At 70.8% G+C, this 13,388-nt stretch carries 11 protein-coding genes; 8 read left to right on the forward strand and 3 right to left on the reverse strand.

What is annotated here, in order from left to right:
* Positions 1 to 146 precede the first annotated feature (146 nt).
* From OO69_RS19570 to OO69_RS19580, 3 genes are all read right to left on the reverse strand, one after another.
* A complete protein-coding gene (locus tag OO69_RS19570; protein ID WP_019072095.1) occupies positions 147 to 374 on the reverse strand; it encodes a DUF3107 domain-containing protein in 228 nt (75 codons plus the stop codon).
* Positions 375 to 518: 144 nt separating this feature from the next.
* A complete protein-coding gene (locus OO69_RS19575; protein WP_033282011.1) occupies positions 519 to 1,163 on the reverse strand; it encodes a TetR/AcrR family transcriptional regulator in 645 nt (214 codons plus the stop codon).
* A gap of 207 nt (positions 1,164 to 1,370) precedes the next feature.
* Positions 1,371 to 1,556, reverse strand: coding sequence for a hypothetical protein (locus tag OO69_RS19580; RefSeq protein WP_033282012.1), 186 nt, complete (start codon positions 1,554 to 1,556; stop codon positions 1,371 to 1,373).
* Positions 1,557 to 1,719: 163 nt separating this feature from the next.
* On the opposite strand from OO69_RS19580, the gene OO69_RS19585 reads away from it, so the two are divergent.
* The 8 genes from OO69_RS19585 to OO69_RS19615 all read left to right on the forward strand — a co-directional run bounded on the left by OO69_RS19585 (position 1,720) and on the right by OO69_RS19615 (position 13,062).
* A complete protein-coding gene (locus OO69_RS19585; RefSeq protein WP_051801123.1) occupies positions 1,720 to 2,913 on the forward strand; it encodes an alpha/beta fold hydrolase in 1,194 nt (397 codons plus the stop codon).
* A 414-nt stretch (positions 2,914 to 3,327) separates the two neighbouring features.
* The gene (locus tag OO69_RS19590) at positions 3,328 to 5,199 is read left to right on the forward strand and encodes a DUF3152 domain-containing protein (RefSeq protein WP_420707893.1); all 1,872 of its coding nucleotides are present in this window, start codon (positions 3,328 to 3,330) and stop codon (positions 5,197 to 5,199) included.
* Between the two features lie 56 nt (positions 5,200 to 5,255).
* Entirely contained in the window at positions 5,256 to 5,348 is a 93-nt protein-coding gene (locus tag OO69_RS53730) for an Ms4533A family Cys-rich leader peptide (RefSeq protein ID WP_317773309.1), read from the forward strand.
* 208 nt (positions 5,349 to 5,556) lie between these two features.
* A complete protein-coding gene (locus OO69_RS19595) occupies positions 5,557 to 7,275 on the forward strand; it encodes an ABC transporter substrate-binding protein (RefSeq protein ID WP_033282013.1) in 1,719 nt (572 codons plus the stop codon).
* A 4-nt stretch (positions 7,276 to 7,279) separates the two neighbouring features.
* Complete coding sequence (locus tag OO69_RS19600; protein WP_033282014.1) at positions 7,280 to 8,386, forward strand: ABC transporter permease; 1,107 nt, start codon at positions 7,280 to 7,282, stop codon at positions 8,384 to 8,386.
* A complete protein-coding gene (locus OO69_RS19605; RefSeq protein WP_033282015.1) occupies positions 8,383 to 9,381 on the forward strand; it encodes an ABC transporter permease in 999 nt (332 codons plus the stop codon). The genes OO69_RS19600 and OO69_RS19605 overlap by 4 nt, the downstream gene beginning before the upstream one ends.
* Complete coding sequence (locus tag OO69_RS19610; RefSeq protein WP_033282016.1) at positions 9,378 to 11,003, forward strand: dipeptide ABC transporter ATP-binding protein; 1,626 nt, start codon at positions 9,378 to 9,380, stop codon at positions 11,001 to 11,003. Before OO69_RS19605 ends, OO69_RS19610 begins: the two co-directional genes overlap by 4 nt.
* A 325-nt stretch (positions 11,004 to 11,328) precedes the next feature.
* Entirely contained in the window at positions 11,329 to 13,062 is a 1,734-nt protein-coding gene (locus tag OO69_RS19615; RefSeq protein ID WP_078652499.1) for a DUF3492 domain-containing protein, read from the forward strand.
* Positions 13,063 to 13,388 lie beyond the last annotated feature (326 nt).

Here is a 13,388-nt window from a genome sequence, read left to right on the forward strand (position 1 = left end):
CGGTCATACCCGTGACCTGCGGAATGCAATCCTCCCCTGTGGGTGACTTGTGCTCCATCTGTGGTGAAAACGCAGATAAGAACAGCGGCGGAAACGCGAGGGGCCCGGTGACCTCGACGGTCACCGGGCCCCTCGTCCGTTCGCGACTACAGCGCGCCGAAGCCCACCTTGCGCGGGGCCGCCTCGCCGAGCTCGACATAGGCGAGCCGGTCGGCGGGGACGAGGACCTTGCGGCCGTGCTCGTCCACCAGGCTCAGCAGCGGAGCCTTCCCGGTCAGCGCCTCGGCCACGGCCTGCTCGACCTCTTCGGCGCTCTGACCGGTCTCCAGAACGATCTCGCGAGGCGTGTGCAGCACGCCGATCTTGACCTCCACGGCTATGTCCCTCCGACGGTCAGCAAAGTGCGCGATCTTCCGCGCCGTACGCAGCACACACTAGCCCGGCGAGAGGACGTAGATGTTCCGCGCCGGAACGCCAAGAGCGAACAACGCACGGGAACAAACCCGGCTCTACGGCGGTCAGTGGTGCTGTTCGCTGCCGTGCAGCGGGAAACCGGCGATGCCGCGCCACGCCAGCGAGGCCAGCAGCTGGACCGCCTGGTCGCGCGGGACGCTGCGGTCGCTGTGCAGCCAGGAGCGGGCGACGACCTGGGCGAGACCGCCCAGACCCGAGGCCAGCAGCATCGACTCGGCCCGTGAGAGGCCGGTGTCCTCGGCGATGACCTCGCAGATCGCCTCGGCGCACTCGTTCGTCACCTTGTCGACGCGCTCGCGCACGGCGGGCTCGTTCGTCAGGTCCGACTCGAAGACCAGCCGGAAGGCGCCGCCGTCGTCCTCGACGTAGGCGAAGTACGCGTCCATGGTCGCCCGGACGCGCTGCTTGTTGTCCGACGTCGACGCGAGCGCGGTGCGCACCGCCTGGATCAGCGACTCGCAGTGCTGGTCGAGGAGGGCGAGGTAGAGGTCGAGCTTGCCCGGGAAGTGCTGGTAGAGCACCGGCTTGCTGACGCCGGCGCGCTCGGCGATGTCGTCCATCGCGGCCGCGTGGTAACCCTGTGCGACGAAGACCTCCTGGGCGGCGCCCAGCAGCTGGTTCCGTCGGGCACGGCGCGGCAGGCGGGTGCCCCGCGGGCGCGCCGCCTCTGTCTGCTCGATGGCTGTCACGCCGCCTCCCAAATGTCGTCCTCATGCGGTGAGCGCCGCGCCGCCATCGTACTTTTCGGTAACCCCGGTGTGCGCGGTGCGAGCGCAGAATTTCACGTACCGGACGATGGTGAAAGCCGTGCGAATGCCCCTAGAAGGGATGTAGGGGGCGCCGGGAGTCGCAGGTAAGTGGCTTCTTCTTACTGAAGGGGCCTGTTCGGCGTCACGTCACCGGTAGTCGTCTTCGTCGAGGGCGACGACGCGGGCCTGTTCGGCGACGTCGGCCTCGTTGGCCTTGTCCGGGTCGAGGTCGGTCGGCTGTTCGTCGGTGATGTCGTCCTCGGGGGCTTCGACATCGAACGGGGTGTCGCTCTCGTCCTCGAACGTCGCAGGATCACTGGGGTCGACGGTCATGGCGGGCTCCCTTCCTGGTACGTCCTGAGCCTAGGAGACAGCGGGCGGGGGTGCCATGGCGGAAGCCTCGGGGCTGTCGGTCGTAGGGCTGTCGCAGGGCTGCCATGGGGCTTGTGATGGCGAACACACGAGCCATTGCGTGATCGTCTCGTAACATTGCCGCATGTCTTCGACAGAGCTGCCTTCCGTGTCGGCCGTCACCAGCGTGCTCCCCAAGGTGGCGCCCGTCAGGGTCGGCGAGGGGGAGCGGCTCAGGTCGGTCGGGCTGCCGGGGATCACGCTGACGGTGCGGTCGAGAGCGGCCGTGCGCGAAGGACTGCCGCCCGCGCTGTACGTCCACGGGCTCGGCGGTTCCTCGCAGAACTGGTCGCAGCTCATGGCCGAGCTCGACGGCCTGGTCGACAGCGAGGCCCTGGACCTGCCGGGCTTCGGCGACTCCCCGCCACCGGACGACGGCGACTACTCCGTCACCGGGCACGCGCGCGCGGTCATCCGTTACCTCGACGCGGCCGGGCGCGGCCCGGTGCACCTCTTCGGCAACTCCCTGGGCGGCGCGATCACGACCCGCGTGGCCGCGGTACGCCCGGACCTCGTCCGCACACTCACGCTGATCTCCCCGGCCCTGCCGGAGATCCGCGTCCAGCGCTCGGCCCTGCCGACGGCGCTGCTCGGCGTACCGGGGATCGCCTCCTTGTTCACCCGCATCAGCAGGGAGTGGACAGCCGAACAGCGCGTCCGCGGTGTCCTGGGCCTCTGCTACGGCGATCCCGGCATGGTGACCCCGGAGGCGTTCCGGTACGCGGTCGAGGAGCTGGAGCGGCGCCTCCAACTCCCTTACTTCTGGGACGCGATGGCCCGTTCTTCCCGGGGCATCGTCAACGCGTACACCCTGGGCGGCCAACACGGCCTCTGGCGCCAGGCCGAACGTGTCCTCGCCCCCACCCTCCTCGTCTACGGCGGCCGCGACCAGCTCGTCGGCTACCGCATGGCCCAGCGCGCGGCCCGCACGTTCCGGGACTCCCGCCTGCTTTCCCTGCCGGACGCGGGGCACGTCGCGATGATGGAGTATCCGGAGACGGTGGCGGCGGCGTTCCGTGAACTTCTCGCGGATTCGGGGGAGTTGGGGGAGCCGGGAGAACCGGGAGAGTTCGGGAAGCCGGCGGACGCCGGTGCCGTGCGGGGGCGTCGTGCTGCCGAAGGGGATGGTTTCGGCCGAGGTGGCGGGGGTGGTGCGCGGGGGTCCCGGGGCGGCGGTTCGGTGAGTACGGTGAGTGATGCCGGCCGCGCGGGATCGGGACCAGGATCGGGTTCAGGTGCCGGGGGCGATGGCAACGACGATACGAACGCGGGGAGTTGAGGGGGCGACGTGGGACGCCATAGTCGCCGTAGGTCCCCTGCGAAGGGTGACGCCGCGGACGTGGGTACGGGCACGGGGGTGGGGAAGGGCGGGACGGGTGCGCCTGGGGACGCTCAGGGCGTGCCGGGGGCTCGGGGGCCTCAGGGGGCTCGGGAGTCGCAGAGGGGGCAGGGGGGACGGCCTGGGGCTTCTCCTGGTTCTGGGCCTGGGGTGATACCTGGCCGACAGCAGCCGCAGCGGTCTTCAGGGAGCGGGGATACGGGGTACGGGGGGTCGAGCGTTCCAGGTGGGGCGCAGGCTCGGGGGATACCGGGTTTTACGGGTGGGACTCCGGCTCAGGGGGTGCCGCGGTTCCAGGGGGCGCCTCCAGCGCAGGGCGCACCGCGTTCCGCGGACGGGACGCCTGCTCATGGGATGCCGCGTCACCAGGGTCAGCCGTCGGCTCCAGGTGGGCCGCGTCCCCCGGAGGGGACACCCGCTCACGGTGTACCGCGTTTCCAAGGGCAGCCGCCCGCTCAAGGTGGACCGCGTCTTCCTGATGGGACCCCGGCTCACGGGTCGCCGCGTTTCTTCGGGGGCGGTCCTGCGGCTGGAGGGCCGCGTCTCCCTGATGGCACTCCCGCGCGCGGGGTGCCGCGTTTGCCGGACGGTTGGTCGGCGCAGGGTGCGCCGCGTTCCGCTGAGGGCACTCCGGCGCACGGCGTTCCCAGGCTTCCGGACGGCACGCCGGCCCATGGGTTTCCCAGGTTGGCCGATGGCACCCCGGCCCACGGTTTTCCGAGGTTGCCGGATGGCACCCCGGCTCGCGGTGTTCCGCGTGCGCCGGACGGCACCCCTGCGCACGGCACCGCCCGTTTCCCCGACGGCACTCCAGCCCACGGGTTTCCGAGGCTGCCCGATGGCACGCCGGCCCACGGTTTCCCGAGGCTGCCCGATGGCACGCCGGCCCACGGTTTCCCGAGGCTGCCCGACGGCACGCCGGCCCACGGTTTCCCGAGGCTGCCCGACGGCACTCCCGCGCGCGGTGTCTCCAGGCTGCCCGATGGCTCTCCACGCGCGCGTGCCGGTCATCCTGAGCAGGCTGAATCCGGGGGCGCCTGGGGTGAGTTGAGGGGACGGAGCGGTGTGGGACCCGGTACACCGGGCGGCCCGCTCGGCGCCTCTCAAGCCTCGCCCGGCGCACCCGGTACCCCCGGCACGCCCCAGTCCCCCGTCGCCGGTTCGGCCCCCGGGCTGCCCATCCCGCGGCAGCGCCAGGCTCCTCAAGCCGGTCCCGGGGGAGGCGGCCAGAGCGGTCGTAGGGCCCGGCCTCGGCAGGATTACGTCGACGCCTTCGAAGGGGACGACGACGTCTTCGCGTCCCGGACCGGCGTCGCGATGCACCCCTCCGACCCGTACGGCTCCGTCACCACCTGGACCCCCGAGAGCGACGCAGACGCCGACGACGAGCCCCCCGCCGACCTCGACTCCGCGCCCGGGGTCGCCAAGGGCCGTAAAGGACGGACCTACACCGGTATCGCGGCCGCCGCCGTCACCACCGTGCTGGCCGTCATCGTGGCCGGGCAGGTGGCCAAGGGCGGTGACGGTGACGCGGCGCGGTCGCAGGCGGCGACCGATCGGGCCCGGGATGCCAGGGAGTCGGCCTCGCCGGAGGTCAGCCCGTCCGGTTCGCCGCGGCTGGTGGCGCTGACGTACGCCCAGAAGATGGCGAAGAAGTATCCGCTCGGCGCCAAGCTCAAGGGGCCGGACAAGTTCGACGCGGTGCCCGGTGTCGACAAGGCGCCCGGCAAGGGGCGCAAGTACACGTACCGCGTCGACGTGGAGCAGGGGCTCGGGCTGGACGGGACGCTCTTCGCGCAGGCCGTGCAGAAGACGCTGAACGACAAGCGGAGTTGGGCCCACAACGGCGCCCGTACCTTCGAGCGGATCTACACCGGCAAACCGGACTTCGTGATCACCCTGGCCAGTCCTGGTACCACCGCCACGTGGTGCGCCAAGTCCGGGCTGGACACCACCGAGGACAATGTGTCGTGCGACTCGGCGGCCACCGAACGCGTGATGATCAACGCGTATCGATGGGCGCAGGGGTCGTCAACATATGGGGACAAGATGTACGCGTATCGACAGATGTTGATCAACCATGAGGTCGGTCATCGTCTTGGCTACGGGCACGTCACCTGCGACAAGGACGGCGAGTTGGCGCCGGTCATGCAGCAGCAGACCAAGTTCCTCGATCATGACGGGATCCACTGTCTGCCGAACCCCTGGCCGTACCCGGGCAGTTGACGGGCGACGCTTATGTCACATTGACACGAGCCGCAACTTCCATCATATTTTTGCGCATGTGGTCTAGTCATGTCCCGAACCGCGCCGCCATCGAGCTGGCGCTCATCGGCGTGACCCCGCTCTGCGTGGCCGACATCCTCTGTCGCTGAACACCGCCCCTGGCGTTCGTGTCGCGACCCGCACCACCGCGCCCTTGCCCGTGTGACCTCGGCAGGGCTTTCTCGACGACCTGACGCCGGGGCAGACGGCTGTTCACTCCCGTCTCACTCCTCGTCCATCCGTCTCACTATTCGAGAGATCTGCGCGAGATCCGCGAAAGATCCCCGAAGGTCCCCCCCTCGAGAGGTCGTCATTCCGATGCGTCAACCGTCCGTCATAGCCCGGCGCGTGGCCGTGGCATCCGTCAGCCTGGCCGTGGCGGCGGGCGCCGCCGCCTGCGGGCCGAAGGACAACGATGCCAAGGGCTCCGGCGGTGACTCCACGCCCCACAAGGGCGGCACGCTCACGGTCCTGAACGCGCAGCCCCAGGAGGACTTCGACCCCGCCCGCCTGTACACCTCCGGCGGCGGCAACGTCCCCTCCCTCGTCTTCCGCACCCTCACCACCCGCAACCGCGAGAACGGCGCGGCCGGTGCCAAGGTCGTCCCGGACCTCGCCACCGACACCGGGCGCCCCAACAAGGACGCGACCGTGTGGACGTACACCCTGAAGAAGGGCCTCAAGTACGAGGACGGGACCGCGATCACCTCGGCCGACATCAAGTACGGCATCGAGCGCTCCTTCGCCCCCGAACTCTCCGGCGGCGCGCCCTACTTGCGGGACTGGCTGGTCGGCGCGGCCGACTACCAGGGGCCGTACAAGGACAAGAAGGGGCTCAGCGCGATCGAGACTCCTGACAGCCGGACCATCGTTTTCCACCTGAACAAGCCCGAGGGCGAGTTCCCGTACCTCGCCACGCAGACGCAGTTCACGCCCGTCCCGAAGGGCAAGGACACGGGGACCAAGTACGAGGAGCACCCGGTCTCGTCGGGGCCGTACAAGGTCGTCAGCAACCAGAACGACGGTGAGACGATCGTCCTGGAGCGCAACAAGTACTGGTCCACGGCGACCGACGCCGAGCGCAAGGCCTACCCGGACAAGATCGACGTGAAGTCGGGGCTCGACTCGTCCGTGATCAACCAGCGGTTGTCCGCGTCTCAGGGTGCGGACGCCGCGGCTGTCACGACGGACACCAACCTCGGGCCCGCCGAGCTCGCCAAGGTGACCGGTGACAAGGAGCTCGCGGCGCGCGTCGGCACCGGGCACTTCGGTTACACGAACTACATCGCGTTCAACCCCAAGGTCGCGCCGTTCAACAACGTCAAGGTGCGGCAGGCGATCTCGTACGCCATCGACCGGTCGTCGGTGGTGAACGCGGCGGGCGGTTCGTCGCTGGCGGAGGCCGCGACCACCTTCCTGCCGAACCAGAAGTCGTTCGGGTACGACCCCTACGACCTCTTCCCGGCGGGCGCGTCCGGCAACGCGGCGAAGGCCAAGGAGCTGCTGAAGGAGGCCGGTTACCCGAAGGGGATCACGGTCACGCTGACGCACTCCAACGACAAGGACTTCGAGACCAGCCCCGAGATCGCGACCGCGATCCAGGACGCGCTCAAGAAGGCCGGCATCACCGTCAAGCTCCAGGGCCTGGAGATCAACGACTACAAGGACAAGATCCACAGCGTCAAGACCGAGCCGGGCTTCTTCCTCGCCCACTGGGGTGCCGACTGGCCCTCCGGCGGTCCCTTCCTCGCCCCGATCTTCGACGGGCGCCAGATCGTCAAGGACGGCGCGAACTTCAACACCGGCCTGCTCAATGACAAGTCGGTCAATGCGGAGATTGATTCGATCAACAAGTTGACGAATCTTGACGAGGCCGCCAAGCGGTGGGGTGCACTGGACAAGAAGATCGGCGAGCAGGCCCTGACCGTGCCGCTGTTCCACCCCGTCTACAAGCGGCTGGTCGGCAAGGACATCAGGAACGTCGTGATCAGCGACTGGACCGGCGTCCTGGACATCTCCCAGGTCGCGGTCAAGTAACCCCATGAGCGAGGCACTTGTCGCCTCCCAGACCGCCGGGACGGACCTCTCCGTCCCGGCGGTCTCGGGGGCCCGTCAGTTCTGGCGGCGGCTGCGAGCGCAGCGCGCCGCCCTCGTCGCGGCGGCCGTCGTCGCCCTGCTCGTCCTGGTCGCGCTCGCCGCGCCGCTGCTCACCGCGATCGAGGGCCAGGACCCGTTCACCTACCACCCCTCGCTCATCGACTCCGCGCGCGGGGGCGTGCCGACCGGCTCCTTCGGGGGCATCACCGGCGGCCACTGGCTCGGCGTCGAACCGCAGACCGGGCGCGACCTGTTCGCCCGTCTCGTCTACGGCGCCCGGGTCTCCCTGGGGGTCGCGCTGGGGGCGACCGTCGTCCAGGTCTTCGTCGGTGTCGTGATCGGCGTCGCCGCCGGGCTCGGGAACCGATGGGTTGATCAAGTGTTGAGCCGGGTCACCGACATCATCGTGGCGATGCCCTTGATGATCATGTCGTTGGCGCTGCTCGCGATCGTCCCCGACAGCTTTCCGCGCCCCCTGCTGGTCGCCCTGGTCATCGGCCTGATCGCCTGGGGCAACGTCGCGAAGATCGTGCGCGCCCAGACGCTCACCCTGAAGGAACTCGACTACGTCGCCGCCGCCCGGCTCAGCGGCTGGGGCACCTGGCGCATCGCCCGCCGCGAACTGCTGCCCGGCCTGGCCGCGCCCGTCATCACGTACTCCGCGCTCCTCTTCCCGATGAACATCAGCGCCGAGGCCGCGCTGTCCTTCCTCGGTGTCGGCGTGAAGCCGCCGACGCCCTCCTGGGGGCAGATGCTCACCGCCGCCGACGTCTGGTACCAGGCCGCCCCGCAGTACCTGCTGCTGCCCGCCGGCGCGCTCTTCGTCACCGTGCTCTCCCTGACGGTCCTCGGCGACGGCGTCCGCACGGCCCTCGACCCGCGCGCGGCCTCCCGCCTGCGTGTCGGCACGGGGCGCAAGCGCGAGGCGAAGGCGGACGCGAGCGGCAAGAAGCCCGCGGTGGACGCCGGTTCCGGCCAGTCAACAGTTGATCAAGGCGTCAACACGATCAAGTCGGCCGACGCCAACGCCGCGAAGGAGGACCCGGCATGAGCGGCTTCGGAGGCTTCGTCCTGCGCCGGGCCATCGGCACCGTGATCACCTTGCTCGCCATCTCGGTGATCATCTACGTGGTCTTCTACGCCACCCCCGGGAACGTCGCCCAGATCACCTGCGGCCCGCGCTGCTCCCCGGAGCAAGTGCACCAGGTCTCCCAGCAGTTGAGGCTCGACGACCCGCTGTACCTCCGCTACTGGCACTTCCTCCAGGGCATCCTCGTCGGCCAGGACTACTCGACGGGCACCTCCGTGGAGCACTGCTCGGCGCCCTGCCTCGGGCAGTCGTACCAGGGCGACCAGCAGGTCACCCAGCTGATCCTGTCGAAGCTGCCGGTCAGCCTGTCCCTGGTGTTCGGCGCGATGGTCCTGTGGCTGATTCTCGGCGTCGGCACCGGCATCCTTTCCGCGTGGCGGCGCGGCCGGTTCACCGAGCGCCTACTGACCGGCATCACCCTCGCGGGCGTCGCCACCCCGGTGTTCGTGATCGGCCTGGTGCTGATGATCGTCGTCTGCGGGCAGCTGCAGCTCCTGCCCTTCCCGCAGTACGTGAGTCTCACCGACGACCCCGAACAGTGGGCCTGGAACCTGCTGTTGCCGTGGCTCTCCCTGGCCCTCATCGAGGCCGCCACGTTCGCCCGGCTCACCCGGGCGTCGATGCTGGAGACGCTCGCCGAGGACCACATCCGGACCTTCCGCGCGTACGGCGTCGGCGAGCGGTCCATCATCGGGCGGCACGCGCTGCGCGGGGCACTCGCGCCGATCATCGCGCTCAACGCCAACAACGTCGGCTCGGCGGTCGGCGGCGCGGTGCTCACCGAGACGCTCTTCGGGCTGCCCGGCATCGGACAGGAACTCGTCCACGCCGTCAATGTCGTCGACCTGCCGGTGGTCGTCGGCATGGTCCTGGTCATCGGCTTCTTCGTGGTCATCGCCAACGCCGTCGCGGACGTGCTGTACGCGGTGGCCGACCGACGGGTGGTGCTCGCATGAGTTCGCTGGACGGCTCGACAGACGCCTCGGCGGACGTCCTGGTGGAAGTGACCGACCTGACGGTCGGGTTCGGGTCCCTGCGGGCCGTGGACGGCCTCTCCTTCCGGCTGGAGAAGGGCGCCGCCCTCGGCCTGGTCGGCGAGTCGGGATCGGGCAAGTCCACGGTCGCCTCGGCCCTGTTGGGGCTGCACCGAGGCACCGGCGCCGACGTCGGCGGCTCGGTGCGGGTGGCCGGCATCGACGTACAGGAGGCGTCCGACGCGGACCTGCACCGGTTGCGCGGCGGGAAGGCCGCGATGGTCTTCCAGGACCCGCTGTCGTCCCTGGACCCGTACTACGCGATCGGCGACCAGATAGCCGAGGTGTACCGGGTGCACACGCGCGTGTCCCGTCGGGCCGCACGCGCGCGTGCCGTCGACGTGCTGGACCGGGTCGGCATTCCGGACGCGGTACGGCGGTCCCGTTCGCGCCCGCACGAGTTCAGCGGCGGCATGCGGCAACGCGCCCTGATCGCCATGGCGTTGGCGTGCGAGCCCGATCTGCTGATCGCCGACGAGCCCACGACCGCGCTCGACGTGACCGTCCAGGCCCAGATCCTGGACCTGCTGCACACGCTGCGCGAGGAGACCGGCCTGGGGCTGCTGCTCGTCACGCACGACGTGGGTGTCGCCGCCGAGAGCGTCGACGAGATCCTGGTCATGCGGCACGGGCGGGCCGTCGAACACGGGCCGGTCGACACCGTGCTCGGGGCGCCGACCGAGACGTACACCCGGGATCTGCTCGGCGCGGTCCCACGTGTGGACGCCCCGCGCGCCCGCTCAGCGGCGTCCTCGGCGCCCGCGGAGGTCGTCCTGGAGGCGACGGGCCTGCGGCGTGAATTCGGGCGCGGGAAGCGGGCGTTCGCGGCCGTGGACGACGTGTCGCTGACGATCCACCGGGGCGAGACCCTCGGCATCGTGGGCGAGAGCGGCAGCGGCAAGACGACGCTGGGCCGGATGCTGGTCGGGCTCCTGGAGCCGACGGCCGGCGAGATCAAGCCCGGCGGCGGGGTGCGCCCCGACGTCCAGATGGTCTTCCAGGACCCCGTCTCCTCCCTCAACCCCCGCCGCAGCGTGGGCGAGTCGATCGCCGACCCGCTCCGCGCGCGTGGCGAACGCGACGAGGAGAGCATCCGGGGGCGCGTACGCGAACTCCTGGAGCGCGTGGGGCTCGAAGGGGCGCACTACGACCGCTACCCGCACGAGTTCAGCGGTGGCCAGCGCCAACGCGTGGGCATCGCGCGGGCGCTCGCGGCCGACCCGCGCGTGATCGTGTGCGACGAGCCGGTCTCCGCGCTCGACGTCACCACACAGGCCCAGGTCGTCGCCCTGCTCGGCGAACTCCAGCGCGAACTCGGCCTCGCGCTCGTGTTCGTCGCCCACGACCTCGCCGTCGTGCGCCAGGTCAGCGACCGGGTCGCGGTGATGCGACGCGGGAGGATCGTTGAACAAGGCCCCGCCGACGAGGTCTACGACGCCCCCCAGGACCCGTACACGAAGCAGCTCCTGGCCGCCGTACCGGCCCTGGATCCCCAGGTCGCGGCCCGACGCAGGGCGGCCAGACGGGAGTTGGCGACGACGTGACGGTACCGTCGCGACGACGTGACGGTGCCGTCCCGACGACGAGACGGTGCCGTCCCGACGACGGGACTGTGCCGTCCCCGAGACGTGACGGGCTCGTCGCTACGGCACCGTAGCGACGGCCCGACGGCGGTCTGACGTTCCGTGCGCGATTGATCTCTTAGCGCGACGGAACGCAAACCGCACAGGAAAGTTACGCCCGTTCACCCCTTTTGGTGGCGCGATGGACAACCGTCCGTCGCGCCACCGCCTTGTCCGCATACGTTCGTCCCGCTGCGAGCCGCCGGGTCAACGGCGGCTCCCCATATGGGAGATCGGGGGTGTGCCCGTGCGCATAGGACTGCTTACGGAGGGTGGCTATCCGTATGTGAGCGGTGACGCCAGACTCTGGTGCGACCGGCTCGTACGCGGGCTCGGGCAGCACGAGTTCGACATCTACGCGCTCAGCCGCAGCGAGCGCCAGGAGGACGAGGGCTGGCTCGAACTGCCGCCCCAGGTCGCCCGGGTGCGTACCGCGCCGCTGTGGACCGCCGAGGACGACGGGGTGACCCTCGGACGCCGCGCGCGCCGGCGGTTCGCCGAGTGCTACCAGGAGCTGGCGGCCGTGCTGTGCGAGGGCGACGGCCAGGCCTCCCTGGAGGTGGCGGAAGGGGCGCCGGGCGAGCAGGAGGTGCCCTCCGCCGATGTGGCGGACCGTTTCGCCAACGCGCTGTACGGGCTCGCCGAACTCGCCCGCGGCGAGGGCGGACTCGTAGGCGCGCTGCGTTCCGAAAGCGCCGTACGTGCGCTGGAACGCGCCTGTCGTGCGCCCGGCGCACTCCGCCCGGCACGCGAGGCGCGTGTGCCCGAACTCCTCACCGTCGCCGCGCAGTTGGAACGCGCCCTGCGCCCCCTCTCGCTCGACTGGTACGAGGACGACGCCCTTGGCTCCGTGGACCTCTGCCACGCGACCGCCGGCGGCACCGCGGCCCTGCCCGGACTGCTCGCCCACCACTTCGCCGGCGTACCGCTGCTGGTGACCGAGTACGGCGTGCAGCTGCGCACGCACTACCTGGCCTCCGCCGACGCGCCGCCCGCCGTACGGGCCCTGCTCGCCGCCTTCCACGGCAGGCTGGCCGCCGAGACCTACCGGCGGGCCACGCTGATCACCCCGGGCAACAGCCACACCCGCCGCTGGCAGGAACGCTGCGGCGCCGACCGCGCGAAGCTCCGCACGGTCCACCCCGGCATGGAGGCGACCCGCTTCGCGGAGGTCGGCGAGGCACCCGACGGGGCGGACCCGGACACGCTGGTGTGGGTCGGCCGTGTCGAACCCGCGAAGGACCTGATCTCCCTCCTCCACGCCTTCGCGGAGATCCGCAAGGACGAGCCCAAGGCGCACCTGCGGATCGTCGGCGCGCCCGCCGGCGCCGAGGGCGAGGCCTACCTCGGCCACTGCAGGGCGCTGGCCGCCCAGCTCTTCCCCGACGAGGCCGAGGGCGTGCACGCGGTCGGCGACAACCCGGTGTCCTTCGAGGAGATCGGCGGCCCGGACGCCCCCACGCTCGCCGAGGCGTACGCGGCCGGCACGGTGATCGTCCTGTCGAGTGTCGTCGAAGGCTTCCCGCTCAGCCTGGTCGAGGCCATGTTCTGCGGCCGGGCGACCGTGTCCACGGACGTCGGCGCGGTGGTCGAGGTCATCGGCGGTACAGGGCTGGTCGTGCCCCCGCGCAATCCGCGGGCGCTCGCGGAGGCGTGCGTGAGCCTGTTGCGCGACTCCGAGCGCCGTGAGCGCCTGGGCGCCGCCGCGCGCGCCCGAGCGCTCGAACTGTTCACCGTCGAGCAGAACATCGCGGCATTTCACAGCATTTACCTGGAGATCGTCTCGCACTCCCCGGTCCGCCGCGTCGTCCTGAACGAGGCAGGCGAACCCCTCCCCTTCGCAGCCCCGGCCGAGTCCCACGTCCCCGGCCGCTGGACCGGCCCGATGGCCCGCGTCGTGGCCCGCGGCGGCCCCACGTGGGCGACCGGAACGCCAGTACGCGCCACACCTCCCCTGCCCGCCACGGAGGCAGCCCGATGAGCGGCCTCGGCGAACTCGACCGCCCCGGGACGCCTGGGAGCGCGGAGGCGTGGGACGCGCGGTCGGAGGGGTGGCTCGGGGGGAGTGGGGAGTCGGAGGCGGCGACGGAGGCGGAGGGAGTGGCGCCGGGTGAGCTGTCGGTTGTCGGGCAGGTCGCAGGTGCCGTGCGTGGTGCTGTCGCCGCCGACGAAGGTCCATCGCCGGTTGCTGGTCAGGGCGGCGGTCACGTCCGAGCCGCTGCCGTCCGCGACGGAGCCGTGCCGGTTGTCGGGCAGGACGCCGGTGATGTGCGTGGTGCCGTCGCCGCCCACGAAGGCTCATCGCCG

This window comes from Streptomyces sp. NRRL F-525 (genome assembly GCF_000716605.1).
GTDB lineage: Bacteria > Actinomycetota > Actinomycetes > Streptomycetales > Streptomycetaceae > Streptomyces.